This is a genomic window from Streptomyces sp. ISL-43 (assembly GCF_018614195.1).
In the GTDB taxonomy this organism is placed as follows: domain Bacteria; phylum Actinomycetota; class Actinomycetes; order Streptomycetales; family Streptomycetaceae; genus Streptomyces.
Genome location: NZ_JAGGOT010000022.1, coordinates 108,153 through 133,603 on the forward strand (window position 1 = coordinate 108,153; position 25,451 = coordinate 133,603).

Annotated in this window: 23 protein-coding genes and 1 tRNA gene; 9 read left to right on the forward strand and 15 right to left on the reverse strand. The window is 71.1% G+C overall.

All coding sequences use genetic code 11. From position 1 onward, the window contains the following. The first annotated feature begins 91 nt into the window (after positions 1-91). On the forward strand, positions 92-1,825 hold the full coding sequence (locus J7F03_RS12660) for a fatty acyl-AMP ligase (RefSeq protein WP_214948909.1): 1,734 nt from the start codon (positions 92-94) through the stop codon (positions 1,823-1,825). Positions 1,826-1,865: 40 nt separating this feature from the next. After that, positions 1,866-3,101 (forward strand): acyltransferase domain-containing protein, encoded by a 1,236-nt coding sequence (locus J7F03_RS12665; protein WP_214948911.1) that lies wholly within the window; start codon positions 1,866-1,868, stop codon positions 3,099-3,101. A 14-nt stretch (positions 3,102-3,115) separates the two neighbouring features. Here J7F03_RS12665 and J7F03_RS12670 read toward each other — a convergent pair whose 3' ends face one another. The 4 genes from J7F03_RS12670 to J7F03_RS12685 all read right to left on the reverse strand — a co-directional run bounded on the left by J7F03_RS12670 (position 3,116) and on the right by J7F03_RS12685 (position 7,653). Then, the gene (locus tag J7F03_RS12670) at positions 3,116-3,724 is read right to left on the reverse strand and encodes a DNA-binding response regulator (RefSeq protein ID WP_214948913.1); all 609 of its coding nucleotides are present in this window, start codon (positions 3,722-3,724) and stop codon (positions 3,116-3,118) included. Between the two features lie 30 nt (positions 3,725-3,754). Beyond that, entirely contained in the window at positions 3,755-5,002 is a 1,248-nt protein-coding gene (locus tag J7F03_RS12675; protein WP_308379419.1) for a histidine kinase, read from the reverse strand. A gap of 147 nt (positions 5,003-5,149) precedes the next feature. After that, positions 5,150-7,393: a TOMM precursor leader peptide-binding protein gene (locus tag J7F03_RS12680; RefSeq protein ID WP_214948917.1), complete on the reverse strand. Its 2,244-nt coding sequence runs from the start codon at positions 7,391-7,393 to the stop codon at positions 5,150-5,152. Continuing rightward, positions 7,390-7,653: a hypothetical protein gene (locus tag J7F03_RS12685; RefSeq protein WP_214948919.1), complete on the reverse strand. Its 264-nt coding sequence runs from the start codon at positions 7,651-7,653 to the stop codon at positions 7,390-7,392. The genes J7F03_RS12680 and J7F03_RS12685 overlap by 4 nt, the downstream gene beginning before the upstream one ends. A gap of 239 nt (positions 7,654-7,892) precedes the next feature. Between J7F03_RS12685 and J7F03_RS12690 the strand changes: the two genes are divergently transcribed. Both J7F03_RS12690 and J7F03_RS12695 read left to right on the forward strand, forming a co-directional pair. After that, a complete protein-coding gene (locus J7F03_RS12690) occupies positions 7,893-8,720 on the forward strand; it encodes an AfsR/SARP family transcriptional regulator (RefSeq protein ID WP_214948920.1) in 828 nt (275 codons plus the stop codon). A 108-nt stretch (positions 8,721-8,828) separates the two neighbouring features. Further along, positions 8,829-10,421 (forward strand): acyl-CoA carboxylase subunit beta, encoded by a 1,593-nt coding sequence (locus tag J7F03_RS12695; RefSeq protein WP_214948922.1) that lies wholly within the window; start codon positions 8,829-8,831, stop codon positions 10,419-10,421. Positions 10,422-10,927: 506 nt separating this feature from the next. On the opposite strand, the gene J7F03_RS12700 is transcribed toward J7F03_RS12695, so the two are convergent. From J7F03_RS12700 to J7F03_RS12730, 7 genes are all read right to left on the reverse strand, one after another. Next, on the reverse strand, positions 10,928-11,482 hold the full coding sequence (locus tag J7F03_RS12700; RefSeq protein ID WP_214948924.1) for a TetR/AcrR family transcriptional regulator: 555 nt from the start codon (positions 11,480-11,482) through the stop codon (positions 10,928-10,930). Further along, positions 11,475-12,311 (reverse strand): alpha/beta fold hydrolase, encoded by an 837-nt coding sequence (locus J7F03_RS12705; protein WP_214948926.1) that lies wholly within the window; start codon positions 12,309-12,311, stop codon positions 11,475-11,477. The genes J7F03_RS12700 and J7F03_RS12705 overlap by 8 nt, the downstream gene beginning before the upstream one ends. A 92-nt stretch (positions 12,312-12,403) precedes the next feature. After that, a complete protein-coding gene (locus J7F03_RS12710) occupies positions 12,404-13,015 on the reverse strand; it encodes a CGNR zinc finger domain-containing protein (protein ID WP_214948928.1) in 612 nt (203 codons plus the stop codon). A gap of 2 nt (positions 13,016-13,017) precedes the next feature. Further along, positions 13,018-13,686, reverse strand: coding sequence for a TetR/AcrR family transcriptional regulator (locus J7F03_RS12715; protein ID WP_214948929.1), 669 nt, complete (start codon positions 13,684-13,686; stop codon positions 13,018-13,020). A gap of 289 nt (positions 13,687-13,975) precedes the next feature. Further along, entirely contained in the window at positions 13,976-15,631 is a 1,656-nt protein-coding gene (locus tag J7F03_RS12720) for an AMP-binding protein (RefSeq protein ID WP_214948930.1), read from the reverse strand. Further along, positions 15,628-16,443, reverse strand: a complete 816-nt coding sequence (locus J7F03_RS12725) for a bifunctional 2-polyprenyl-6-hydroxyphenol methylase/3-demethylubiquinol 3-O-methyltransferase UbiG (protein WP_214948931.1) — start codon at positions 16,441-16,443, stop codon at positions 15,628-15,630. The genes J7F03_RS12720 and J7F03_RS12725 overlap by 4 nt, the downstream gene beginning before the upstream one ends. Positions 16,444-16,499: 56 nt before the next feature. Further along, positions 16,500-17,453, reverse strand: a complete 954-nt coding sequence (locus J7F03_RS12730) for a helix-turn-helix domain-containing protein (protein WP_214948932.1) — start codon at positions 17,451-17,453, stop codon at positions 16,500-16,502. Between the two features lie 259 nt (positions 17,454-17,712). Between J7F03_RS12730 and gap the strand changes: the two genes are divergently transcribed. The 3 genes from gap (at position 17,713) to hisC (ending at position 20,905) form a co-directional block, all read left to right on the forward strand. Then, positions 17,713-18,723, forward strand: coding sequence for a type I glyceraldehyde-3-phosphate dehydrogenase (gene gap / locus J7F03_RS12735; protein ID WP_214948933.1), 1,011 nt, complete (start codon positions 17,713-17,715; stop codon positions 18,721-18,723). 47 nt (positions 18,724-18,770) lie between these two features. Beyond that, the gene (locus J7F03_RS12740) at positions 18,771-19,688 is read left to right on the forward strand and encodes a pyridoxamine 5'-phosphate oxidase family protein (RefSeq protein WP_214948934.1); all 918 of its coding nucleotides are present in this window, start codon (positions 18,771-18,773) and stop codon (positions 19,686-19,688) included. Positions 19,689-19,837: 149 nt separating this feature from the next. Beyond that, entirely contained in the window at positions 19,838-20,905 is a 1,068-nt protein-coding gene (hisC, locus tag J7F03_RS12745; protein WP_214948936.1) for a histidinol-phosphate transaminase, read from the forward strand. 21 nt (positions 20,906-20,926) lie between these two features. On the opposite strand, the gene J7F03_RS12750 is transcribed toward hisC, so the two are convergent. From J7F03_RS12750 to J7F03_RS12760, 3 genes are all read right to left on the reverse strand, one after another. Then, positions 20,927-21,250: a helix-turn-helix domain-containing protein gene (locus tag J7F03_RS12750; protein WP_214948938.1), complete on the reverse strand. Its 324-nt coding sequence runs from the start codon at positions 21,248-21,250 to the stop codon at positions 20,927-20,929. Positions 21,251-21,740: 490 nt separating this feature from the next. Further along, positions 21,741-22,082 (reverse strand): DUF6415 family natural product biosynthesis protein, encoded by a 342-nt coding sequence (locus tag J7F03_RS12755; protein WP_214948940.1) that lies wholly within the window; start codon positions 22,080-22,082, stop codon positions 21,741-21,743. Positions 22,083-22,170: 88 nt separating this feature from the next. Further along, entirely contained in the window at positions 22,171-23,427 is a 1,257-nt protein-coding gene (locus J7F03_RS12760) for a helix-turn-helix domain-containing protein (RefSeq protein WP_214948942.1), read from the reverse strand. An 841-nt stretch (positions 23,428-24,268) separates the two neighbouring features. On the opposite strand from J7F03_RS12760, the gene J7F03_RS42320 reads away from it, so the two are divergent. Together J7F03_RS42320 and J7F03_RS12770 are read left to right on the forward strand one after the other, a co-directional pair. Beyond that, positions 24,269-24,844 (forward strand): helix-turn-helix domain-containing protein, encoded by a 576-nt coding sequence (locus J7F03_RS42320; protein ID WP_214948944.1) that lies wholly within the window; start codon positions 24,269-24,271, stop codon positions 24,842-24,844. Next, on the forward strand, positions 24,838-25,248 hold the full coding sequence (locus tag J7F03_RS12770) for a hypothetical protein (RefSeq protein WP_214948946.1): 411 nt from the start codon (positions 24,838-24,840) through the stop codon (positions 25,246-25,248). The genes J7F03_RS42320 and J7F03_RS12770 overlap by 7 nt, the downstream gene beginning before the upstream one ends. A gap of 108 nt (positions 25,249-25,356) precedes the next feature. On the opposite strand, the gene J7F03_RS12775 is transcribed toward J7F03_RS12770, so the two are convergent. Further along, positions 25,357-25,431: transfer RNA gene (locus J7F03_RS12775), tRNA-Trp, on the reverse strand. Positions 25,432-25,451: the final 20 nt, after the last annotated feature.

Genomic DNA, 25,451 nt, shown 5'->3' on the forward strand with positions numbered 1-25,451 from the left:
CGCACCTACGTTCCTGCTCCGGGCGGGAGCGCGGCACCGACGGCAAGAGTGTGCCCGCTGTGCCCACAAGACATTGCCAGGGGGACCCGGAATGACCGACGACTACCGCAGTTTCACCGAACTGATGCTCGAAAGAGCCCGGCAGGCACCCGAGCGCGAGGCACTCGTCCTGCCGCCGGACAGCGACGAGACCGGACGTCCCGTATCGGTGTCCTACCGCTCGCTCGACGCCTCCGCGCGCGGGCTCGCCGGCTGGCTCCAGGAGCGCGGTGCCGCCGGGGAGCGGGTGATGCTGCTGCACGCCTCCCGCCACCAGTTCGCCGTGTCCTTCCTGGCCTGCCTGTACGCGGGCGCGATCGCCGTGCCGGTCCCGCCGACCGGCGGCCGCAGCCACCACGAGGAGCGGGTCGCCGGCATCCTGAAGGAGGCGGCTCCCTGCGCCGTCCTGACCGATGCCGCGCTCGCCCCCGGGATCTCCCGGATGCTGGCCGACCGGGGGCAGGGCCAGATCCCCTGCCTGGCCGCCGACGCCGTACCGCGGCACGCCGAGTGGCAGCTTCCCGAGCTGGGGCGCGACAGCATCGCCTACCTCCAGTACACCTCGGGGTCCACCGGCAACCCGCGCGGCGTCGTCGTCACGCACGGCAATCTGCTCGCCAACCAGGAGGCGCTCGGGCGGATGCTCGGCACCGGGCCGGGCTCCCGGGTCGGCGGCTGGCTGCCGCTGCACCACGACATGGGCCTCGTAGGCCAGTTGCTGCACCCGCTGTGGCTGGGCGGCACCTCGGTGATGATCACGCCCGAGGCCTTCGTCAAACGCCCCGTGCGCTGGCTGGAGGCCATCAGCCGGTACGGGATCGAAGTCAGCGGCGCACCGGACTTCGCGTACGGCCTGTGCGTGCGGCGGGTCACCGACGAGCAGCTCGAGGGCATCGACCTGTCCAACTGGCGGATCGCCGTCTCGGGCGGGGAGCCGGTGTACGCCGAGACCCGCCGGGCCTTCCTCGACCGGTTCGCCTCCGCGGGGATGCGGCCCGAGGCGATGCGGGCCGCGTACGGCCTGGCCGAGGCGACCTTGCTGGTGGCGGGCGGACCCGCCGACGGCGAGCCCATGACCGTGGACGCCGACGCGCTGGAACAGCGCCGGATACGCGCTCCGCGCCCCGGCAAGCCCGTGCGCACCCTGGCCTCCAGCGGTACGCCCGACAGCGCGACCGAGGTCCTGATCGTGGACCCGGACACGCTGGAGGTGCTCCCGGAGGGCCGAGTAGGTGAGATATGGGTGTCGGGGCCGGGTGTCGCGCAGGGCTACTGGCGCGACCGCGCGGCCACCGCCGAACGCTTCGACGTCTGCGCCGACGGCCTGCCCGGCCGGCTGCGGACAGGGGACTTCGGGGTTCTGCACGACGGGAACCTGCACGTCACCGGCCGGCTGCGGGACATGATCGTGGTCGCCGGCCGCAATCTGTACCCCCAGGACCTCGAGCACACCGTGCAGCGGATCAGTGCCCTGTTCGGCACGGGAACGGCGTTCGCCGTGCCCGGGGAGCGCGAACGGATCGTGCTGGTACAGGAGTTGCGTACGAACAAGCGCTACGCGCTCGACCTGGAAGCGATCGCCAAGGGCGTCCAGAACTGCCTCGCCGAGGAGTTCGACGTCTCGGTGAGCGGGGTCCTGCTGGTACGGCCCGGCACGGTGCGGCGCACCACCAGCGGAAAGGTGGAGCGGACGGCGATGCGCCAGCTGTTCCTCAGCGGCCGGATCCGGCCGCTGTACCAGCACCTCGACAACGAACTGAAGGTACCGGCCGAGCCGTCGCGCTAAAGGCGGACAGTGCGGCCATCGAGTTGGAAGGGAGCTGGACGTGAACGCGGATGCAGCGGGCGATCCCGACGAGCGGGTCTTCGCAGCTTGGCTTGCGGAGACGATCGGCGGATACGTGGGGCGGGAGGTGCCCGAGGACGAACCGATGTCCGAGTGGGGCCTCGACTCGATCGGCCTCCTCGGCCTGTACGGCGACATCGAGGCGCGGTTCGGCCCGCTGCTGGACCCCGCCGACATCTGGGCGTACCCGACGATCCGAGATCTGGCGCGCTTCCTGGCCATGCAGGAGGGAATGAGCCGGCGCTCCGGGGAGGTGCGCGCCGCGTTCGTCTTCACCGGGCAGGGCTCGCAGCATCCGCGGATGACCGCCAAGCTGTACGAGCACCTCTCGGGATACCGCCACCACCTCGCGGCCGCCGATGCCGCGATCGCCCCGTACCTCGGCATGTCCGTGACCGAGCTGATCCTCTCCGGGGATCCGCGGGTGCACCAGACCGCGCTGACCCAGCCGGCGCTGTTCGCCATCGAGTACGCGCTGGCGATGACCCTCCTGGAGGAACTGGAGGTGCGTCCGGTCGCCGTCCTCGGGCACGGCATCGGGGAGGTCGCGGCCGCCGTGGTCGCCGGGGCGCTGACCCTGGAGGACGCCTCGCGGCTGATCTGCTTCCGGGGCATGTACATGCAGTACCTGCCCACGGGCGGCGGGATGATGGCGACCTGCGCGGACCTGTTCGAGGCGGCGGAGGCGACGGCCGACGAGCCGGGCGTGACGATCGGGGCGTTCAACGCGGCCCGCGCCACCGTGCTCTCGGGCGAGATCGAGGGGCTGGAGCGGGTCCGGGAGCGCCTGGCGTCGATCGGCATCTCCAGCGCCTTCCTTCAGGTGACGCACGCCTTCCACTCCCCGCTGATGGAGCCGGTCACCCCGCGCTTCGAGGAGGCGGCCCGCCATCTGGCCGGTGCGAAGCCCAAGGTGCCGTTCTACTCGACGGTGTACGGGCGGCGGATCGAGGAGCCGCTGGACGCCGCGTACTGGACGGCGCAGATCACCTCACCGGTGCGCTTCGCCGACGCCGCACGGCAGCTGCTCGCGCAGCAGGCCCCGAGCCATGTGGTGGAGATCGGCCCGAAGGCGGTGCTGATGCCCTTCGTCCGGCGGATGGCCGGCTCGCGGGGACCCGTCTGCCTGGCGGTGTGTCGCGGTCCCGAGACCAATGCGGTGGACCTGGCCGGGGTGCTCTCCGCGCTCAACGCGGGACCGCTGGCGCTGGGGTGAGCGCCCCAGGCACGCTACGGGATCCAGCCGGCCTCCTCGGCGATCCGGATGGCATCGATGCGGTTGCGGGCGTTGAGCTTGTCCACGATGGCCGTCAGGTAGTTGCGTACCGTGCCCTCGGTCAGGAACAGCTGCTCGGCGATCTCGCCGGCGTCGGCGCCGCGAGCCGCCAGCCGGAGCACCTGCGTCTCGCGGGGCGAGATCGGATTGTCCAGGGCCTCCCAGGCGCTCAAGGCGAGATCGGGGTCGATGACCCGCTGTCCGTTGGCCACGGCCCGCACGGCCTGGGCGAGCCGGGCCGGCGGGGAGTCCTTGAGCAGGAATCCCGAGACGCGGGCGGCCATCGCGCGGCGCAGGGTGCCGGGCCTGCCGAGGCTTGTGAGGATCAGCGTGCGGCAGGCCGGGAGGCGTTCGCGCAGTTCCGCGGCGGCGGTCAGCCCGTCCGTCCCCGGCAGGTCTATGTCGATGATCGCCACGTCGGGGTTGGTCTCGAGCGCCGAGGGCACGATGAGGTCGCCCCGGTCGACGGAGGCGACCACCTGGAAATCGGGCTCCAGCTCGAGCAGGGCGATGAGTGCGCCGCGGACCATGTGCACGTCCTCGGCGAGAAGCAGCGACAGCATTGGTTGTTCCTCCTTTCCCCACTTGCCGGTTCAGACGGCTCGTCTTCCCAGTACCCGGATGGCCGCGGCGCTCCCGCCCCCGCCGTTCGGGCACTCCTGCGACTCGGCGGCGTCCGCGGGATCGGGCGCGACCGGTCTGAGCGGCGCCCGCGCCGTCAGGCGGAACCGCCCCTGCGACTCGACGCCGGCGGTCAGCGATCCGCCGATCGCCATGAGCCGGGTGTCGAGGTTACCCAGGCCGCTGCCGCGGTCGCCGGAGTCCGAGTGGCCGATGGCGTCCACGCCGTCGTTCTCCATCACCAGCTCCACCGTCTCCCCCTCGACCGTCGCCTTGATGGTGCAGGACTGCACCTTGCTGTGCCTGAGGATGTTGGTGACGCCCTCGCGCAGAGCGGTCGCCAGCACGGTGTCCACCAGCGGGTGCAGCCGCCCGCAGTCGATGTCGACGTCCGCCCGGACGTCGGCCGCGGCCATGACGTTGACCACCGACACCGCCTCGGCCGCCAGCGACATGTCGCGGTATCCGCTGGCCACCAGCCGTACGTCGGCGAGGGCTTGGCGCGATACCCCGAGAACGGAGGCTATTTCGTCGCGTGCCCGTTCGGGGTTGCTGACGATGATCCGCTGTATCAGCTCGCACTTCAGGGAAATGGCCGAAAGGCTGTAGCCGAGAAGGTCGTGGAGGTCCCGGGCGAATCTCAGCCGTTCCTGGGTGACGGCCATTCTGGCCATCTCGGCGCGGGCCTCGTGGACTTCGTGGACCAGATCGGTCAGCCGGGTGAGGCCGTAGACCACCAGTCCGGTCAGACCGGTGGAAATGGCCAGGTAGGCGAGGTCCAGCACGGTTCCGCCGCCGTGGTGTACCCCCCACCCCAGCACCAGGGCCGAGATCAGCGCGAAGCTGGGCCAGGCGATGCGGGGCGGCGCGAGCAGCAGGACCGAAGCGCTCAGCGGTCCCGCCACGCTGCCCCAGGCCGTGTCCAGCCAAACCAGCGGGAAGAAGGTGAGGACGAACTGCACGGCCAGGGCGGCGCATTTGCGGCCGGTCGACCAGCGGCGGGCCCGGGCCGAGGTGAGGACGAGCTGCACCGCGTACAGGACCAGGACGGCCCCTCCGCAAACGAGGAGATCACGTGTCCGGCCGCGCAGCGCGTATTCGACATTGAGCAGGGTGACGATTCCGTACCCGGACAGGACGGTGACCACGATGCCCTGTGCGAGACGTGGTGCCAGGACGTCGGAAAGCCGCCCGCGCTTGTCCGGACTTAAACTTTCCACTTGTTCCGACCGCTGAGCTAGGTCGTTGTCCGCAGTCCGGAAACGGCCCGTCATATGCTCACTCCTCAGTACGGAAATCGGGAGGGTCTGAGATCGCACTATATGCCGAGCGCGCCAGGCAGAGGGCGGGTAACGGACAGTCCTGATCTACAACGGCAGCGGAACCGAGTTGAGTTCGCGAAATGCGAGAGCGACATCCCGCTGACCGAGACTCGGCGGTACGTCGAAGAGGCGCCCCGGGGCGAACCTGGCGTAAAAGGGACGTAGTCCGGGTACCAGCGTCTTGACCACCGGGATCCCCACGTCCGGGCGCGTCTGGTCGAGGACCAGAAGCTCCATGCCGTGCGACTCCAACAGCGTTCGCAGGTAGTGGACGTCGTCGAGGAGGTCCGCGCGGCGCCCGGCGTACGGCCAGGATCCGGGCGTCCGCGGGGACTGCGCCGGATCGGGCAGCAGCTGCGGCTGACCGGGCAGGGCCGACCCGGACCCTCCGCGTCCCGGCAGCATCTGCACCATCTCGGTGAGGGCCCTGCGCAGGGCCAGGCGCGGGTCGAAGTGCGCTCCGAATCCGTAGACGAACTCCTCGGCCGACCCCTCGCGGTGCCGGGAGACGACCGCCACGACCGGGATGCCGAGGTCGGAGGTGAGGTCCAGGGCCCAGACGCTGTGGCCGGCCCGCTCCAGCGCGGATCTCGTGGACGCCAGCCAGGGCTCGTCGAAGGAGTCGAGGTCCAGGCCTGGCAGGCGCAGCCGGTTGTACCACCACAGCGCCACGGCGTCCCGCTCCACGAGTTCGAGGACGCCCTGGACCACGGCGTCCTCCAGGCTGCCGCCCGCGGCGTTGCCGTTGGAGTCGGACCACAGGCCGTCCCGGGTGCCGCCGCCCGCGCCGGTGTCGAAGTACAGGGTGGAGGTGGGCAGCAGCCTGTGGACTCCCGCGGTGAGCGACCACACCGGCGTCCAGTCGGTCTGGGCCGCGGGGTCGAAGGGCGCGCTGACCCGGTGGAAGGGCGACTGCCGGGCGTTCCAGCGCTCCCGGTCGGCGTACTGCCGCTCGTCGAACAGCTGGTAGGCGTTGGGGTGGAGGGCCTCGGCGCCCAGCCCCGTCAGCGAATCGCGGATGACCAGCTCGTCGCCCTGGCGGGCGGCGCTGTAACGTTCCGCCGCCTCGCACAGCGCGCTCGCCCGCGCCTCGGTGGCGGTCGCCCCCTTGCCTCCGCTGCGGGAGCGCAGGACCTGGTGGACGCCGGCCAGCGAGTGCCCGCGCAGCGCGAGGTTGTGGCCGGAGTCGTAGGCGTGCAGTCCCTCGGGCAGCCCCGGCACCTGGCGGACGTTCGTCACGATGCCGGTGACCGGGCTGATCAGTTGGCGGTTCTCGATGAGGATCCCCTCGGCTGAGATCGCCCGGTCGTTGCTGCCGGAGCCCTCCGCCTTCGGTCTGGACACCAGGGCGATCGGCTGCCGCGTCCGCTCGGCGACCAGCGAGGGGTCCCCGCAGTCGGGGCACTGGGGACGGCGCAGCACGGTGTGGTGGGTGGTGCTCAGGTTGAGGCTGTCCAGGACGCAGACCGCCCGCTGCTCCGGGTAGCGCAGTCCCGCGAGCCACTTCGACATTTCCAGCACGGCGCTGTGGAGCCCCAGGGACCGTACGGCAGAGAGGCTCGGAGCGGGCCGCGGAGCGGGTCCGTCCAGGCCCAGGGCACGCTGTACGGGCAGTTCGCTGAAGCGGTGCTCGGAGAGCCGGTGGGCCAGGCAGGACCAGCAGGGCCCGTCGGTGCCCGGGGCGAAGAACGGCCCGGTCCAGGGATCCGCGCCGAAGGGTCTGGCCAGCAGCCAGGACCTGCCCTGGCCGCGCAGTCGCGCGGCCACGGACCGCAGCCCGGGGTCCAGGTAGTCCGAGCAGACCACCAGGGCCAGCGGGACGTCGGAGTTCTCGTCCACCGCGTTGAGCCCGGAGGAGTTGCAGGCCGCGCGGGCCGCGGCGGCGTCCACCCCGCCGACCGCGATGACCGCGACCGGCGCCCTGCGGACCTCGGCGGTCGCCTCGTACCCGTCGAGGCCGGCCCGGTCCCAGTAGGCCTGGGCCAGGGCGGTGTCCTCGCCCGTCAGGTCGGCGGAGTGGCGGTATCCCACCAGATTGGCCTGCGCGAGGCTCCTCAGCGCCCGCCCCACCTCGGCGACCGGCATGGTCCGCGAGGCGTCCCGCAGTAACTCGGCCAGGGTGCGGCTGCCGTCGAGCAGAGGGACGAGGCTCTCTATCCCGCCGCCGCGCAGGACGGTCACACCCTGGTCGGACAGGACGAACGCGGCCTCGCCCGGGACCGCCTCGGCTCTGACGTGGCGCTTGAAGGCGACGAAGGGCTCCGCCGGGGGCTGCTGTATCGAGTTCACGCTGCCACCTGCGCGTCGACCAGGGCGCCGATGGTGCACGTGTCGCAGCGCGTGCAGAGGCTCATCGCGCCGTCGACGGCGGCGCTCAGGTCATCGATGGAGACGGTCGCGCCGGCCGCCCAGTCCACTGCGTGGGCTTCGAGTCCGAATTCCAGCAGGACCCCGGACGGGTCCCTGTCGAAACGCTGTCCGAGCTTGGGCTCGAGTCCGGTCCTGGCGGCGAGTTCCGCGAAACGGAAAAGGTCCTGGGCCACGTTCATGACTTCCCCCTGTGACGAACGAGATGCGCTGGCGTCTGTCTGGGTCGAGAGTCTGGGGCGGGACCTCATGGAACCGGCAGTGCACGGGTCACCGGCCACCTATGACATTTTCATGATTCGCCTCATGCGTGCCTCACTGGGCCGGAGCGGTCCCCGGCTGCGAGTCTGCTGTACCTGACTCCAAAGGGTCGTCGCAGGGTTTGGCCGGCGGCCGTGGCCCGACAAGGGGGAGCACGCACATGGAGATCAAAGTACTCGGGTCGCTCGCCGTTCACGAGCGCGGCGTCTCGGTGGTTCCGAGCGCCGCGAAGCCCAGGCAGCTGCTCGCGCTGCTCGCCCTCCACGCCGAGCGGGTCGTCACCGTACCCACGCTGATGGAGGAGATCTGGGGCGAGGACATCCCCCGCAGCGCGGCCACCACACTGCAGACGTACATCCTCCAGCTGCGCCGGAAGATCAGCGCCGCACTGGACGGGGATCCGCTGCTCGACGCCAAGGACGTCCTCGTCACGCAGTTCGGCGGCTACCTGCTCCAGGTGGCGCCGGGCCAGGTGGACGCCCACGAGTTCGAGAGGATCGCCGGCCACGGCCGGGCCGCCTACGACGTCGGCGACTACCGTGCCGCGTCCGATCTGCTCGGCCGCTCGCTCGCGCTGTGGCAGGGCCCCGCGCTGGTCGACGTACGGGCGGGGTCCGTGCTCGAACTCGAGGTGCTGCGGCTGAACGAGGAGCGCACCGCCGCCCTCGAGCGGCGCATCGAGGCCGACATCCGGCTCGGCCGCCATGCCGAGGTGATCCCGGAACTTCGGGTGCTGGCGGCCCGCCATCCGCTCCACGAGGGCTTCTGCGGACAGCTGATGCGCGCCCTGCACCGGGCGGGCGGGGGCTGGCGCGCTCTCGAGGCATACCAGAGGCTGCGGGGGTCTTTGGTGCGCGAACTGGGGCTCGAGCCGTCCGCGCCGCTCCAGCAGCTGCACCAGGCCGTGCTCTCGGGCGACCTGGACCGGCTCGACCCGGTCGTCGCCGCCATACCCCGGATGCTCCAGCCGGCCGCGGCCATCGACTAGCGGGGGGCCGGTCGGCCTGCGCGGGCCGCTCGACCGGCGGTGGCCGGTCGAGCGAGGCTCCAGGGGGCGTGGCCACGGCTTTTGAGGGGTCGTTCCTAGCTTGGGCCGATGACGACCTTCGACGAACTGCTGACCACGCTCGCTCCCTCGCCGAGCCTGCACCGGTCCACCGCGGAACTCAACCGGCTGAAGGACGAGGTAAGCCGCGGTCCGGATCCCGAGGCGACGAAGCGGCAGCACGCCAAGGGCAAACTGACCCCCTACGAACGGCTCGAACTCCTCTTCGACGAGGGCACCTTCACGGAGCTCGAGCCGCTCCGCCGGCACCGGGCGACCGGATTCGGCCTCGAGCACCGCAGGCCGCACGGCGACGGCGTCGTCATCGGCTGGGGCCTGGTGCACGGCAGCACGGTCTTCGCGTACGCCCATGACTTCCGGGTCTTCGGCGGCGCACTCGGTGAGGCTCACGCCGCCAAGATCCACAAGGTGATGGACCTCGCCGAGAAGGCCGGCGCCCCGCTGGTCTCCCTGAACGACGGTGCGGGCGCCCGTATCCAGGAGGGCGTCTCGGCCCTGGCCGGATACGGCGGCATCTTCCGCCGCAACACCCGTGCCTCGGGGGTGATCCCGCAGATCAGCGTCATGCTCGGCCCGTGCGCGGGCGGCGCGGCGTACTCCCCGGCGCTCACGGACTTCGTGTTCATGGTCCGAGAGACCTCGCAGATGTTCATCACCGGGCCGGACGTGGTCCGCGCGGTGACCGGCGAGCAGATCACCCAGAACGGCCTCGGCGGCGCCGACGTGCACGCCTCCGTCTCCGGCGTCGCCGGATTCGCGTACGACACCGAGGAGGAGTGCCTGGAGGACGTCCGCTACCTGCTCTCGCTGCTCCCGCAGAACAACCGCGAACTGCCCCCGGTGGTCCGCGGCGACGACCCCGCCGACCGCCGTACCGACGCCCTCGCCGGGATCGTCCCGGCCGACCCGGGGCAGGCGTACGACATGCGCAAGGTGATCGAGGAGATCGTCGACGACGGCGAGTTCTTCGAGGTCCAGGAGGCCTGGGCGCAGAACGTCGTGTGCGCCTTCGCCCGGCTCGACGGACACGTGGTGGGCATCGTCGCCAACCAGCCGGCCGCGCTGGCCGGCGTCCTGGACATCCACAGCTCCGAGAAGGCCGCGCGGTTCGTCCAGACCTGCGACGCCTTCAACGTCCCGCTGCTCACGCTCGTGGACGTGCCCGGCTTCCTGCCGGGCGTCGACCAGGAGCACAACGGCATCATCCGGCACGGCGCCAAGCTGCTGTACGCGTACTGCAACGCGACCGTCCCCCGGATCTCCCTGGTCGTCCGCAAGGCCTACGGCGGTGCGTACATCGTCATGGACTCGCGGTCCATCGGCGCCGACCTGGCCTTCGCCTGGCCCATCAACGAGATCGCCGTGATGGGCGCGGAGGGCGCGGCGAACGTGGTCTTCCGCAAGGAGATCGCCTCCTCCGACGATCCCGAGGCGACACGGGAACGTCTCGTCAAGCAGTACAAGGCCGAGCTCATGCATCCGTACTACGCCGCCGAGCGCGGGCTCGTGGACGATGTCATCGATCCGGGCGAGACCCGGCAGGTCCTGATCCGCTCCCTGGCGATGCTGCGGGCCAAGCACGCCTCGCTGCCGGAGCGCAAGCACGGCAACCAGCCGGTGTGAGCGCGCGGTACACGGGGTCGCGGTTCCGTCCGGGGGGACCGCGGCCCCATGCTCCTTCAATGCACGGCGCGTTCGGGGCGTTTGGGGTGTTCGGGGTATTCGGCACGTTGGACCGTGTTCACCGACCGAAACGCGAGGGGCGCCGGACTTCGTCTCCCGAATGACTTCCGGAAGCCCGGGAAAAGAAATTCCGCCGGCACACCGGTGTGCCGGATCAGGAAAACCCATAAACCAGATCGTGGCTTTCTCCCCGCGCGGCACGGCAATTGCGGCGGGCACATGCGGCTCTCCGCATCGCGTGGGCGCGGGTACGTTCACCACAATGCCGGAGGATACGGACGGGGTGGCGCAAGCGGGCGGCGGCGCACAGGCGATCGGGCTGGAGCTGATCGGCAGCGCGGATCCGGGTCAAGCGCGAGTCGGCCTGCAAGAGGCGGCCGCCGCGCTGGTCTCGGCCGACCTGCCGGAGGCGGGGGCCGGTGCGGGACGGTCCGAGGGGACGTGCGTCACTGACGGGTGTGCAGGCCCGTGAGGACCATGTGGATCAGGAGGGCGTAACTCTCGTCCAGGGCCTCGGGGAGGGCGAAACCGCCCCCGGTCTCCAGGGAGACGAAGCCGTGGGCCGTGGCGCGCACGCACCGGGCCGCGTGGATGGCCGCCGAGTCCTCCATCCCGTACGCGCGCAGGGCGGCGAGCAGGATGGCGATCAGGCGCCGGCCGGCTTCGGCCGTGCGGGGTTCGGGGGATTGCAGCATGGCGGCGTAGCGGTGCGGGTGACGCAGCGCGTAGGTGCGCCAGGCCGTCATGAAGGCGCGGATCGCGTCGTCGGCGGAGCGGCCGAGGACGGCCTCGCCGAGCTCGTCCGTCATCTCGTTCATGATCCGCGCCGACAGGAGGTCGCGGAGCTCGGCGAGGTTGCGCACGTGCTTGTAGAGGGAGGGCGTGGCCACGCCCGCCCGGCCGGCGACCGCCGAGAGGGTCAGGGCCGCGGGGCCCTCTTCGTCGACGATGCGCAGGGCCACGTCGACCACCGCGTCGGCGGAGAGCGAGGCCCTAGGCACGGGAGGCCGCCTTCAGGAAGGACACGATGGCCGCGGCGGTCTCGGCGGGGAACTGCGCGTGGGCGTAGTGTCCCGCGCCCTCGATCATCTCGAGGCGGCCGAGTCCCGCGGGCAGTTCGGCGACGATGGCCGCGCCCTCGGCGCGGGGGTCGGCCCAGTCGGGGTCGAGGGTGCCCTCGATGATCAGCGCCGGGCACTGGACGTCGCCGAGGCGGGCGCCCGCGTCGGTGGGGGCGGACATGCCCATCTTGGCGACGACGGCGATCCGGCCGGGCCGCCGCAGGTCGGTTTCGACGGCGGCGACGTGGGCGGCGAAGCCGGCGGGGCGGGCGCCCGGGTAGGCGTGGTCGAGGTAGCGCTTCCAGAGGCCGACGCTGCGCACCATGCCGGTGCCCATCAGCAGGAGCATGCCCTTGCGGTAGCGGGCGTTGGATCCGACGGCGCCGAAGTCGAGCTTCTGGGCGCGGGTGAACGAGCCGATCTCGACGATGGCGCTGACCAGTTCGGGCTCCTGGGCCGCGGCGATGGTGGCGGCGCCGCCGGCGAAGGAGTGGCCGACGATGACGGCGGGGCCGCCCAGGTGCCGGATCAGGGCGAGCAGGTCGCCCGCCACGTCGGTACGGGTGTACGAGGCCCAGCCGGTGCTCGACTCCCCGTGTCCGCGCAGGTCGGTGGTGGCGACGCGGTATCCGGCGGCGACGAGGAGGGCGGCGCTCTCGCGGTAGGCCGCCCGGTTGTCGCCCATGCCGTGCGCCAGCACGAGCAGCGGGCCTTCACCGGTGACCTCGTAGGCGAGCCGTCCGTCTTCGATGCCCAGAAACTCCGTCATGACCCGTCCCCTGGAAGCAGTGGCTAATCCCTGTTGCCTAAAAGCTAAGGGCATTAGCTTCTGGGGGCAACCCCTCCTGGACCGGCCGCGCCTCAAGGGACGCGCGCGGTCCGGCGTGCGTAGTGGCGGGCCGCCTTCGCGCGGTTCCCGCAGCCCGTGCTCGAACACCAGCGGCGGGTGCCGTTGCGGCTGGCGTCGTGGAAGCGCAGGCCGCAGGTGGGGTTGGCGCAGCTCTTGAGGCGGTCGGGGGCGGTCGTGAGCAGGCGGAGGTAGTCGGCGGCCGCGAGGTAGCCGAGCAGGCGGGCCGGATCGACGGCCTCCAGGCGCTCGACGGGGCCGGCCGGGGTGAGCAGGCGCCGGATCCGGCCCCCGTCGAGGAGCCGGTTGAAGGCGTCGAAGGCGACCGCCTCGGGTCCACGCCCGGCCGCGGCGACGCTTCCGGCTCCGCCGGCGCCTCGGGCCGTACGGCCCCCGCCGACCACGCCCGCCAGGGCCGCGCGGGCCTCCCGGGCCGCCGCGAGGGTGGCCGGGTCGGCCCGCAGTTCGCCCCTGCCGTAGAGCGCGGCGGCCCGGGAGCCGCTCAGCCAGAGCTCGAGACCGGCCAGGGAGTCCAGCAGGTCGTAGCGCCCGTGGCGGTCGTGCCAGAGGGTGTTGAGCAGGTCCAGGCTGAGCGGCTCGCCGGTCAGCGGGCGGGGATCGCTCATGCTCACCTCCGGCGTCCGGGTATCACGGCTTCGGGTACGGAGCCGAACGCGCAGGACGGGGACGAGCCCTCGGCCCGGTACAGCTCCGCGATGTGCGGTCCGGCGACGATTCCCGGCAGGATCAGCCGCCACAGCCGGGTCACGTGCCGGCGCAGCGGGCCGCAGGAGCGGCTCGGCCGCGGCTCCTCCGCGCGCAGCGCCACGTCCATCCCGATCAGGGAGAACACGACCTGGGCGGCGATCTCCCGGGGGTCGGCCGCGCCGTGCAGGGCGGCGGCAAGCTCGGCGCGGACGGGCTCGGTCCAGGAGCCGCCGGCGTCGGGGTAGTGCGGGAACTCCCGGGTCAGCCGGGCTCCCGCGCGCGCCACGGGGTCGTGGCCGAGCCGACCGGCGACAACGTGCGTCATGTCGACGGCGGCCTGCAGCGGCCGGACCCCGGCGCGCGGTACGGAGTCCAGTGCCGCGGCGGTCGTCTGCCGGGCCTCGCTCCGCACGGCCCGGACCAGGTCGTCCTTGGCCGGGAAGTGGTACATCAAGGCGCCTTTGGTCACTCCTGCCGCGGTGCAGATGACGGCAAGGGAGGCCCCTTCGTAGCCGTACAGGTCGATGGCTTTGGCGGCGCCGTTGATCAGAGCCCGGCGCGTCCGCTCGGCTCTCTCCTGCTGCGCCATGGGCGCTCCTCGTGCGTAGGGGGTGGAGACACTGGCCGTCTCTTCGGGACCGGGCCGGCCCGCGGCACCGGACGCCGTGCACCTCCCGGTGGAACGTGGGGGGAGAGGTGCGGCGTTCAGGGGGGACCCTCCCGGCGGAAGCCGGGAGGAACCGCGGGCCGGCCCGGCCCGAAAGAGACGGCCTGGGTCCTGTCGTCGAAGTGGCGCCGGCCAGGCACCACTTCGACGACAGGACCTGCGAGTGGTGTTGCCGGCGACGGGCCCGCCGCCGGCCGCACCACCCGTACGGTCAGGCCGCGCTGCCGGCGGGGACGGCGGCCAGGCTGTCCTCGAAGCTCTTGCGGAGCTGGGCCCGGCGGAGCTTGCCGATGCCGGTCTTGGGGATCTCGGAGCGGTCGACGGGCAGCAGGTGGCGGACGTCGACGCCGAGGCGCTCGCTGACGCGGCCGCGGATCTGCTCGCCCTGGTCCGCGGTGATGGTGCCGGTGCGCGGGCTGAAGAAGACCGCGAGCTCCTCGGCGCCGCCGGGCTCGGAGGTGACGAGGGAGGCGACGGTGTACGAGGGCTCGATGAAGTCGAGTTCCTCGACGGCGGCCTCGATCTCGTGGCCGTGGTAGGCGATGTCGCCGAGCTGGATGACGTCGTCGGTGCGGCCGGTGACGGTCAGGATGCCGTTCTCGACGTACGCCAGGTCGCCGGTCTTGAACCAGCCGTCCTCGGTGAAGGACTGCCGGTTCTGCACGGGGTTGTCGTAGTACCCGGAGGTGATCGTCGAACCGGTGACCTGGAGGCGGCCGGTGATGCCCCACGGCACGAGGTCGCCGTGCTCGTCGACGACGCGGATGCGGGTGCCGGGCTGGGGGCGGCCGACGGGCACGTAGCGGTCGTCGCCGGCGGCGGCCTCGGTGAACTGGCAGTCGGCCACGCCGGCGGTGGTCTCGGACATGCCCCAGCCGGGGAACATGGCGGTGGCGGGCAGCCCGTAGGGGGCCAGCAGGTCCAGGAAGCGGCGTACGACGCCGGAGCGGACGGCCTCGCCGCCGTTCATGATGTAGCGCAGCGGGCTGAGGTCCCAGCCGCGGCCCTCGAAGCGGTCGGCCTGGTCGTTGACGAGCACGAAGGCGAAGTTGGGCGCCCAGGTGGTGTCGGCCCGGTGGGTGGAGACGGTGTCGAGCCAGCGCAGCGGGTCTTCGAGCACCCACTGGATCTTGGCATGGACCTGGGCACAGCCGAGGAAGACGTCGCGGGCGTGGAACATGATCAGCCCGCCGATGTGGTCCAGCGGCATCCAGTTGAAGGTGCGGGTGTCCGCGTCGAGCTTGTTGACGCGGGCGGTGGCCGCGCTGCGCGTCAGGACGTTGCGGTGGGTGAGGGTGACGGCCTTGGGCACGCCGGTGCTGCCGGAGGTGAGCAGCAGGACGACCGGGTCGACGGCGGCCGGCTCGTGCCAGTCGAGGTCCGGCTCGTGCGCGGTGCGCAGGGTCGCCACGTCGCCCAGGTGCGCGGCGGACCAGCCGGCGTCGGCGGCGACGGCGGGCGTGATCTCCTGGCCGGTGCCGGTCAGGACGCGCGGGCGGCCGTAGCCGCTCCATACGCGCTCCAGCAGGCCGGGGCCGTTGACGGCGTCGGCGCTGACGGGCAGCGGCAGGTAGCCGCCGAGGACGCAGGCCCAGAAGGCGCCGAGGAGGTCGGTGTCGTCGGCCGACTGGAGGATGATCTTCTCGCCGACGACGGCGCCGGATGCGCGCAGGCCGGCCAGGATCCGCGAGGCGTCGGCGAGCAGCTCGGCGTAGCTCTGGTGGACCTCGGTGCCGTCCGGGCGGATGTAGGTCACGCCGCGGCCGTCTGGCGCGCCCGCGGCGCGGACGAGGGCGTCGCCGAGGTGCGCGACGCCGGTTTCGGGGGCGGGCCCGCCGTCGAGCAGCGATATGCCGGTGCCGGTCATGCCTGGTTCTCCTCTTGCTGAGCGGTGTCGGTGACGGTGGCGCTCGCGGTCACTGTGTCGGTCGCGGTGGCCACGATGACGAGCGGGCCCCGGCCGTGGAAGGGCGCGGGCTCCTTGCGGAAACCGCCGTACTCGGCGGTGACGGTCAGTCCCGCCGCGGCCAGCAGCTCGCGCACCTCGGGCCCGGTCAGGACGGCCTGGTCGAAGAAGTTGTCGTACATGGCGACCGTGCCGTCCGCGGTGCGGACCAGCAGGGTCTCCTCGTTGCGCCAGTTCGCCGCGTGCGCGTTGATGGCCTGGCGGGCGAGGCGGGTGATGAGGACTCCGTCGGGGCCGCGGTGGTGGGCGACGGTGTGGGGCTGGAAGGAGTCGACGAAGTTCAGCATGTGGCCGAACTCCAGGACGACCTGGCCGCCGGGGTTGAGCAGTCCGCGGATGGAGCGCAGGACGGACGGGAGCTCGGCGCGCTCCAGGTAGTTGAGCGTCATGAAGAGGCTGTAGACGAGGTCGTAGCGCTCTTCGGTGCGGTACGTCTCGGCGCGGGCCTCCACGTAGGAGATGTTTTCGTCTCCGGCCGCGCGGGCGTACTGGAGGAACGCGGCGCTCTGGTCCACGCCGGTGCCGCGGTGGCCGCGCTCGCGCAGGGCGCGCAGGTTGGAGCCCGTGCCGCAGCCCAGGTCGAGTACGGTGCCCGCCTCGGGGAGCAGGGACGCGAGGAACTCCGTCTCGGCGGCGAGGTTACGGAAGTCCTTCCGCATGATCTCGTAGTACTCACCGGGGAATTCGAAGCTCGTGCCGGTCAAATCCGTCATCCTCCTCGGATGTCAGTGCTCGTCGGTCGTCGGTCGTCGGGGGCCGTCGGTGCTCGTCAGGTGGCGACGGGCTCGCGCATGGTGCGGTAACCGCGCGGCGTGAGGCCGTAGCGGTCGCGGAAGAGCCGGCTGAAGTGGGAGGCCTGGTAGAGGCCGGACCGTTCACCGATCACGCCGACGGGCAGGTGGTCGAGCCGTGGGTCGCGCAGCTCGTACCGGCAGCGGGCGAGGCGCTCGTCGCGGATCCAGCGGGCGGGACTTGTCCCGTGGTCCTGGAAGATCCGCTGGAGGTAGCGCAGCGAGATGTTGTGGTGCTCGGCGACCGCCTGCGGGGTGAGGCCGGGGTCGGAGAGCCGTTCGCGGATGTACGACTGGATGCCCAGCATGAGGTCGTGGCGGGCGACCTCGTCCTCGGCGGCGACGTGGCGCAGCCGGTCCGCGAGGACGGCGGCGGTCAGGCCGGCCACGGTGGCGCCGACCCGGTCGACGGCGGAGTGGATCTCGGTTCCGTGGTCGTGGAGTCCGGCCAGGAGCTGGGAGAGGAGGGCGCCGGCGCCCATGCGCCCGCACCAGCCGGTGGCGGTGAGCTTCGCCGTGTCGTCGGCCGACATCCCGAGGTGGCGGTGCGGCAGCAGGACCTCCACCAGGTGGAAGGGCCGGGGCAGCACCAGGCGGTAGGGGCGGCTGCTGTCGCAGCAGATGATCTGCGGGCCGCTCGCCTGGCCCCGGCGGCCGTCCTGGTGGACGTGGATCTCGCCCGCCAGCGCCCTGAACACCCGCAGGTTCTCGGAGGAGCCGGGCCGGATGTGGCGGCCGGGGCGCAAGACCTCGTGGGGCTCTCCCGTGACGAGGGTGATGGTGACGTCGCCGAAGTCGCGGCGTACGACGGTGCCGTGGACCGACTCGTCGGGTCCGCGGACGACCCGCGCCGCGCCGGGGGTGGACACGGCAACCGGTGGACTGCGGTCCGGCACGAATGCGCTCGGCCCGCGGAGGGGCAGCATGTCCATCGTTCTCCTCGCTCCGGGAAGCGTCATGCCATCGTGACAGGCAGGCCCATAAAAACATACCGGCATGCAGGTACTCGTACGCCATCAGATGTTCCGATGCGCACGGCCTCACCTCGGCTTTCGTGCGCAAACAGGCGATCTACAGGCGCATTTAGGCAACCACGCCCCCAGGTCACGCAGTACAGTCGTTGATTAGGACTGGCCGGACAACGCGGCTCTACGTGCGGTCATGGATGTAGTTTCCGAAGAGGGGTATCACGTGACGATCAAGGTCGGCATCAACGGATTCGGCCGTATCGGCCGGAGCTTCTTCCGCGCCGCCCTTCAGCGGGGCACCGGCCTGGAGGTGGTCGCCGTCAACGACCTCACCGACGCCGCGACGCTGGCCCATCTGCTCAAGTACGACAGCACCCTCGGGCGTCTCGGCCACGACGTCCGCGCCGTGGAGGGCAACCTGGTCATCGACGGCCGCACCATACGCGTGACCGCCGAGCGCGACCCGGCCAAGCTGCCGTGGGGCGAGCTGGAGGTGGACGTCGTCATCGAGTCCACCGGCGTCTTCACCGACGCGCACAAGGCCCGCGCCCACTTGGAGGCCGGCGCCCGCAAGGTCATCATCAGCGCGCCCTCGAAGAACGAGGACCTGACGATCGCCTTCGGCATCAACGACAACCTCTACGACCCGGCCGTGCACGACATCGTCTCCAACGCCTCGTGCACGACCAACTGCCTGGCTCCGCTGGCCAAGGTCCTCGACGACGCGCTCGGCATCGAGCACGGCCTGATGACCACGGTCCACGCCTACACCGCGGACCAGAACCTCCAGGACGGCCCGCACAGCGACCTCCGCCGCGCCCGCTCGGCGGCGACGAACACCGTGCCGACCACCACCGGCGCCGCCAAGGCGATCGGCCTGGTCCTGCCGCAGCTCAAGGGCAAGCTCGACGGGTACGCCCTGCGCGTGCCGATCCCGACGGGCTCCGCCACCGACCTCACCGTCCGCGTCGCGCGCGAGACGACCGTCGAGGAGGTCAACGAGATCTTCGCGAAGGCCGCCGAAGGCGCTCTCGCGGGCATCCTCACCTACACCGACGAGCCGATCGTCTCCAGCGACATCGTCACCGACCCCGCGTCCTGCATCTTCGACTCGGGCCTGACCAAGGTCATCGGCGACGGCCGCCAGGTCAAGATCGTCGGCTGGTACGACAACGAGTGGGGCTTCTCCAACCGCGTCGTGGACACCGCCCTGCTGATCGGCGCCCGTGCCTGAACGGGTACCCGTTCCTGAGTCGGCACCCGTCCTGACCGGAGGTTTCCGTGGTGATCAAGACCCCCTATCACGAGGGTGAGCAGGCCGTTCAGAAACAGGCCGGCGAAGGCGGTCCCGGCTGGGGCTCGCCCATGTTCGACGACGTGATCCAGCCCGGGTTCGACCAGTACCTGATGCGCCAGCGGATGCTCTTCCTGGGCGGCGCCGACGCGACCGGGGCCATGTGGTCCTCGCTGGTCACGGGCGAAGCCGGATTCGCCCTGCCCACGGGCCGGCACACGATCACGCTGTCGTCCCTGCCCGTGCCCGGCGATCCCCTCGCCGGGGCCTTCGACGAGACGGCCGACATCGGCCTGCTCGCCCTCGAACCGCACACGACGAGCCGGATCAGGATCAACGGCGTGGCGCGGCGCGAAGGGGAGCAACTGCGCATCCGCACCGAACAGGTGCTGGGCAACTGCCCCAAGTACCTGCAGGTGCGGGTGCCGGTCGCGGACGGGCCCGCCGGGGCGCCCAAGGAGATCCGCAGCGGCGAGGCACTCACGGCGGAGCAGGAGGAGTGGATCCGCGGCGCGGACACCTTCTTCATCGCCAGCCAGGCGGACGGTTACGGCGCGGACTCCTCGCACCGGGGCGGCGACGCCGGTTTCGTCTCGGTGGCGGGACCGCGCAAGCTCGTCTGGCCGGACTACTTCGGCAACTCCTTCTACATGACCCTGGGGAACCTGCAGCTCAACGAGAACTGCGGGCTGCTCTTCCTCGACTGGGAGTCCGGCAACACCCTCCAGCTGACGGGGAAGGCCCGGATCAACTGGGCCGAGGGGGACCGGGCCGCCGTGCCCGGAGCCCTGCGGATGTGCGAGTTCGACATCGAGCGTGTGGTGCAGATCGACGGGGCGACCCGGCTGCGCTGGGCGTTCGGCGGCCCCTCGCCCTACAACCCGCCGGCGGCGGCGCGGGGCTGACCCCCCAGCACTCCGCGCCCGCCCCCGCCCCGTCCCCCTTTCCACCCCTCCCCCCGGGCACCGTCCGGTCGTGCCGCCACCCCCGTCGGCACGGCCGGACGGTGTTTTACGCCGCCCAGGCCGTCTCCCTCGCCAAAGGAATCCCCGCGATGTCCGATCCGACATTCCCGCGCCTGCGCGCCGACGTCTCCACACTCCCCCGCTACGTGCCGGGCCGGGCCGCGGCCGACGAGTTCGTCGACAAGCTCTCCTCCAACGAGAACCCGTACCCGCCGCTGCCCTCGGTCATCGGCGCGGTCGAGACCTGGCTCGGCCGGCTCAACCGCTACCCCGACCCCTCCTCGGCCGAGCTGACCGCCGAGCTGTCGGCCCGTCTGGGCGTGCCCGCCGAGCACCTGGTGCTGGGCACCGGATCCGTGGGCATCACCCAGCACCTGGTCGCCGCCGCCGCGGGCCCGGGCGACGAGGTCGTCTTCGCCTGGCGCTCCTTCGAGGCGTACCCGCTGCTGGTCTGGGCCGCCGGGGCGACCTCCGTACAGGTGCCCCTGCGCGACGAGACGCACGACCTGGACGCGCTCGCGGACGCCGTCAACGACCGCACCCGCCTCGTCTTCGTCTGCAACCCGAACAACCCGACCGGCACCGCCGTGCGCCGCGCCGAGCTGGAGCGGTTCCTTGACCGGGTGCCGCCCGAGGTGCTGGTCGTCATCGACGAGGCGTACCGGGAGTTCGTCGAGGAGGAGGAGATCCCCGACGGCATCGAGCTCTACCGGGACCGGCCCAACGTGGCGGTGCTGCGCACCTTCTCCAAGGCCTACGGCCTGGCCGCGCTCCGCGTCGGCTACGCGGTGGCCCACCCCCGGGTGACGGCCGCGCTGCGCGCCTGCTCCGTACCGCTCGGCGTGAGCGGCCCCGCCCAGGCGGCCGCGCTGGCCTCGCTGCGCGCCACGGAAGAGCTGCGCGAGCGCGTCGCCGACCTGGTGGCGGAGCGCGAGCGGGTCAGCGCCGGCCTGCGCGCCGAGGGCTACGAGGTCCCCGAGAGCCACGCCAACTTCGTCTGGCTGCGCCTGGGTTCCCGTACGTCCTACTTCGCGGACGCCTGCGAGGCGGCCGGCCTGATGGTCCGCCCCTTCTGCGACGAGGGCGTCCGCATCACGATCGGCTCCCCGGACGCGAACGACCGCCTCCTCAAAACGGCGGCCCACTGGGACCAGTGAGCCGGCGCGGTCCCGGGGTCCTCAGCTGTTGACGACCCTCAGACGCGCGGCCGGCTGGTCCCGCTCCGCGTCCACCGTCGGCGTCAGCCGGAATACCTTCACAGGGCCGACGCTGTCCACCTCTTCGAGCCACCCGAGAGCCTCGAGCTCCTTGCGTGTCCGGGAGAAGACCGGGGCGCTCATACCTGCGGTCTCGGCGAGTTCGGTGGCTTTGATCCAGACCGACCCGTCCGGTCGCTGATCGGCGGCCGCGTACAGCATGACGACGATCCGCTGGTTCGGGTTCAGGACGCGTCCCGTGCGCTTGAGGACGTACAGCACGTCCTCGCTGCCGTGGACCTTCATGTCGCGTCTCCCTTGATCTTCTTGCGTCTGCGGTCGCTCGGCTTCGGGATGCGCATCTCCGGGGGATCCCAGTCGGAAACCGCCTCACGGTGACGGCATGGGGTGGTACCCCCCGGAACTCCAGATGTACGCAATCTCGTGGCTGCTGTTGCAGTTTGGACAGGTCCAGGGCATTGCGACAGCATTTCTGACGAGGAACCGCCGGGGTGTTTCACGGGCTGGGGTTCACCCTCGCGTGTAAGTGGTGCCGAGGATGATGACGGCGAGGGCGCCGAGCAGGATCACGACGTAGAGGACCTGCCGGGCGTACTCGGTCATCCACAGGTCCGACGGGGCGCTGTGCCCCGAGCCGGCGTGCACGGGCCGGTGGGGCCGATCGGGTGGGCATACAGGACGGGGCGGCCACCGGAGGCCGACTCGAAGGTGATCCGCTCGGCCGCCCCACGGATGAGCTGGTCGCAGAAGACGCAGAACCGTCCGCCCTCGTACCTCATCCGGTCGTCTCATCGCCTCGTACCGGCTCCCGGTCTTGGTTGGCTTCCGCGAGGTTCCGCAGGATGCGGGCCAAGCCCCTCGCGTGGTTCCAGTTCGCGTGGTCGCCGTGGCTCGACGGGCCTACGTCGATGAAGTACGACCACTCGTTCAGCGCGGCTCCCGCACGTTCGGTCCGCTGGGCCGCCGGAACCTGAGACACCTCGGTGTGAAGTTCGCACCCTGCGGTGATCAGGTCATCGACCAGGCGGGCCACGCTTTCGGCGTCGGGGCGCTCCGAATAGGGAGCCAGAGCGCGCGCCGTGAGCTCCTCGGTTGTCTGCGTCTCGCTGGGGTTCATCCTGGTGCTCCCTACCGTCGTCAGCGGGTGGTAGAACCAGGGTGACGGCGGGGCAAACGAAGAAGGGGCCCGGTTTGGGCCCCTCTCCCTACGCGGCCAGCATGCCGATATCGACAGCCAGTCGGCTTGCCCGTTGTCGGCGCTCCGGCATCCGGGACGCGGTCTCCTCCAGCACGATCGAGCGGGCGTACCCGTTGTAGCGGATCGTCTCCGGAGCGGCCGCGTGCGCCTGCTCCAACGTGGCCAGCGCGGTCTCCCGCTGCCCATCCAGGTAGTAGGCGCGGGCCTGCTCGATGCGGTGCCGGGCCCGGCGCGGCCGGGACGGGATCGCGTCGGTCTCAGCCCGGTTGGCCTGCCGTACGGACTCGCCGCCGGCTCGGAGCTCAACCGCGACGGTGACGCCGTGCGCCCCCATCACAGCTCGGCCGAAGGACGTCACCCGATGGAAGTAGTTGGCGGGCAGCTGGCGGGAGACACCGCCTGCCCGGTCCCACCATCCCCATGCGGTGCCGGTGTCACGGCGTTTCGCAGCAGTGAGTCCGGCCTCGACGCGGAGAGCTCCCGTGATCGCCTGCACGTCGAGCGGAGCGTCGGGTAGCCCGGGCTCCAGCAGTTGCAGTGCTTGCATGACGACGTCGTCGGCCTCGTCGTAGTGGCCCGGGCCGGAGTCCCGGTGAGCCTGCGCAGACAGCCATGCTGCTACACCGATCGCATGCAGGTCTTCGGATTCCTGCGCGGCGGCCATGCCACGCTCGGCCACCCGCCACAACAGGGAGGGGTCCGGCTGGTAGGCGACGAAGAACTGGGCGAGGAAGAACGTCTCGGCCTGGAAGGCGAGGGCCGCACGCCGGTCGCTCGCGGTATCGGCCTGGCGGACGCTGAGCTGCGCGTCACGGATCAGCCCGGGCAGTAGCCGGCCGAGGATCTCGCGGTGGTTGGGGGCTTCATGGCGGGCGGCCCACGCGGCATCCAGCGCGGCCCGCAGGTACGCCTTCGTGGGTGCCTCCCGGGCGCCGGGCGCCAGGTATGCGGAGAGCGCCGCGCGGACTGCGGGGAGGCGATCGTGACCGGGCCCGAGGAACAGGTCGGTGTGCGGTTCGGCGCCGACATCGCCCACGAGGTCGTTCAGGCGGCGGACGCGGAGCACTTCGGCGATGCGGAGGATCTCCGGCAGGCGCGGCATTCCTATGGTGCCGGTCTCGACTTTCTTGACCCACGAGGCGTGGTGGCCGAGGAGGCCGGCCAGTTGCTCACGGGTCATGCCTCGGCGGTTGCGGTAGATCTGGACACGTTGCCCGAACGCGACGGGGTTGTCGTACGGGTCGGGGGTAGCATCGGATGACACGGCCTTGCCCCTTCGTTGTGCAGCTCGACACTGACCAGCGTAGGGGGCAGGGCCTTTCTCGTGCGCCCCTGGACGCACGAAAAGCGCCCCTCCCGGCCCGTAGGGCCGTGTAGTTCAGGAGCCGACCGCGCCCAGGTTCTCCAGCAACATCCGCCAGAGCAGGCCTTCCTCTGGAGCAGTTCTCCGTACGGGAGTCCGGCAACGCGCTCATCCGGTACGCCTGCCAGCTTGGAAGCCGAGACCGTGGGCGGCTCAGCCACCGAAGGTGTGCCCAGTGCAGCCCGCACCCTGCAACCGGCGTACGAACGCTACTCCGCACCACAGACGGCATCAGCCACTGTGCTGCTTGCCTCCGGGGAGACCCCACTCGGCCTGCCATCGGATAGCCGACCCGTACCAACGAAGCGAGCACCGGAGCGCAGCGGAGGGCGCAGCCGACCCGTGGAGTCCGCAGACGCCCACCGGCATCAGTTGCTCTTATGGAAAAGAGCGCGGTTCCGAAATACCTACTCTGACCTGCGAGTTCACGAAAGCCGATGTGTTGGCGCTGACACATCGGCGGGTGAAAAGGTGTCAGCGGACACCACCAACGACACTATTTTCTCCCTCTGAACTGGGAGAAAAACGCGAATGCCCTGGTCAGTCAAGGGCAAGCCTTTGGCTCGCGCGAGGACCGTGTCGGCACCGACACCAAAAAGTCACGCCGACAGGGAGAAAATGTCCCAGTGCACTGGGACAACCCGCTAGGGTGCGGGATGACTTCCCATGATCGAGGACGGGACCCACGCACATGGCGCGCCGCCAGCCCATTCGCCGAGCGTCCGGCTCGCAGCCTCCGGTTGTGCCTGTCTCCGACACCGGCGCGGAGTTCAAGGAGACGCTGACCGACAAGTTCGCAGACCTCATCGCGAAGACCCCGATGCGGGGCCGGCCGGTCCAGCAGATGGATTTCAGTGTCCGGGTCACCCAGCGGGCCCCGCACGAGATGTACGGGACGGCCGGCTTCAGCGCTGTCAGCAACGAGTTCCTCAGCGAGGTCCTGGCCGTCCTCATCGCCCAACACGGCATGTCCCCCATCCAGTCCGCCGTCCTGGTCTGGTGCATCGGCAAGCAGAAGGAAGGCTGGGTCAAGGCGACGCACAAGCTGATCGCCCAACGACTCGGTGTCGAGCGGGCCAACGTCACCCGGGCGGTCAACCGCCTGGAGGAGTGGCACATGATCCAGAAGGTCCGCTCCGGCGTCCTCTTCGTGAACCCCTTGATCGGCTTCATGGGCAACGGTGACCGTCAGCAGGAGATCCTGGCTAAGCTTCGACAAGAGACCCCGCAGGATGCGTTTCCCAAGCTCAACGCCCCGCCCGCCCCACGAAGTGGGCAGATGAAACGGGGCCAGGACCAGGAGGAGGAGGCATGCTGATCCAGGCGACCTTCGGACACGGAATGCTTCACAAGTTGGGGCTCTCCCGCGGCGCCCAAGACCTCCTGAGCGTGCTGATCGAGCTCCAGGAGCCGGGCGGCGAGGTACGGATGTCCCAGCAGGAGCTCGCCGCTCGTGTCGGCCTCGGCAAGAACGCAGCCTCGACCGCCATGGCCTCACTGGTCGACCGGCACCTCGTTCTGCGACCGGAGAACAGCTACCGCACCTACATCCTGCATCCCTACATCGCGGGCTACGAGTCCATCGAAGCCCTCGCGGCCGCAGTGCGGGAAGCAGCCCGCCGCATCCAGAACGGCACGCTCGGCGAACCGTCGGCCCCCCGCTACGAAACCGCGCCCCCCAAGAGGCAGCACCGGGAACTCCGCGCCGTCAGCGGCGCGTAGCCGCCGGATCGTACGCGGACATCACCGCAGAGAAGTGCGGGGACCCGGGCGCCTAGAACCGCGGGTGACGTTCCGTACGACCGCAGACCGGCGCGAGGCGCGGGAAGGCGGAGCCGGCCGGATTCGAACCGGTGTCCTCGCGATTTTGGAGACCGCGCGCGTCGACCTCTGCGCTACGGCTCCGCCCCGTCCGCCATCCTAGG

Excerpts from the sequence above, each read along its gene's own strand:
- J7F03_RS12720 (WP_214948930.1), bottom strand. The coding sequence starts at position 15,631 with ATGACCGGCACCGGCATATCGCTGCTCGACGGCGGGCCCGCCCCCGAA.
- J7F03_RS12730 (WP_214948932.1), bottom strand. The coding sequence starts at position 17,453 with ATGGACATGCTGCCCCTCCGCGGGCCGAGCGCATTCGTGCCGGACCGC.
- J7F03_RS12705 (WP_214948926.1), bottom strand. The coding sequence starts at position 12,311 with ATGACGGAGTTTCTGGGCATCGAAGACGGACGGCTCGCCTACGAGGTC.
- J7F03_RS12685 (WP_214948919.1), bottom strand. The coding sequence starts at position 7,653 with ATGAACGTGGCCCAGGACCTTTTCCGTTTCGCGGAACTCGCCGCCAGG.
- J7F03_RS12715 (WP_214948929.1), bottom strand. The coding sequence starts at position 13,686 with ATGGCGCAGCAGGAGAGAGCCGAGCGGACGCGCCGGGCTCTGATCAAC.
- J7F03_RS12750 (WP_214948938.1), bottom strand. The coding sequence starts at position 21,250 with ATGAAGGTCCACGGCAGCGAGGACGTGCTGTACGTCCTCAAGCGCACG.
- J7F03_RS12770 (WP_214948946.1), top strand. The coding sequence starts at position 24,838 with ATGCTGATCCAGGCGACCTTCGGACACGGAATGCTTCACAAGTTGGGG.
- J7F03_RS12725 (WP_214948931.1), bottom strand. The coding sequence starts at position 16,443 with ATGACGGATTTGACCGGCACGAGCTTCGAATTCCCCGGTGAGTACTAC.
- J7F03_RS12695 (WP_214948922.1), top strand. The coding sequence starts at position 8,829 with ATGACGACCTTCGACGAACTGCTGACCACGCTCGCTCCCTCGCCGAGC.
- hisC (WP_214948936.1), top strand. The coding sequence starts at position 19,838 with ATGTCCGATCCGACATTCCCGCGCCTGCGCGCCGACGTCTCCACACTC.
- J7F03_RS12660 (WP_214948909.1), top strand. The coding sequence starts at position 92 with ATGACCGACGACTACCGCAGTTTCACCGAACTGATGCTCGAAAGAGCC.
- J7F03_RS12670 (WP_214948913.1), bottom strand. The coding sequence starts at position 3,724 with ATGCTGTCGCTGCTTCTCGCCGAGGACGTGCACATGGTCCGCGGCGCA.
- J7F03_RS12755 (WP_214948940.1), bottom strand. The coding sequence starts at position 22,082 with ATGAACCCCAGCGAGACGCAGACAACCGAGGAGCTCACGGCGCGCGCT.
- J7F03_RS12710 (WP_214948928.1), bottom strand. The coding sequence starts at position 13,015 with ATGAGCGATCCCCGCCCGCTGACCGGCGAGCCGCTCAGCCTGGACCTG.
- J7F03_RS12690 (WP_214948920.1), top strand. The coding sequence starts at position 7,893 with ATGGAGATCAAAGTACTCGGGTCGCTCGCCGTTCACGAGCGCGGCGTC.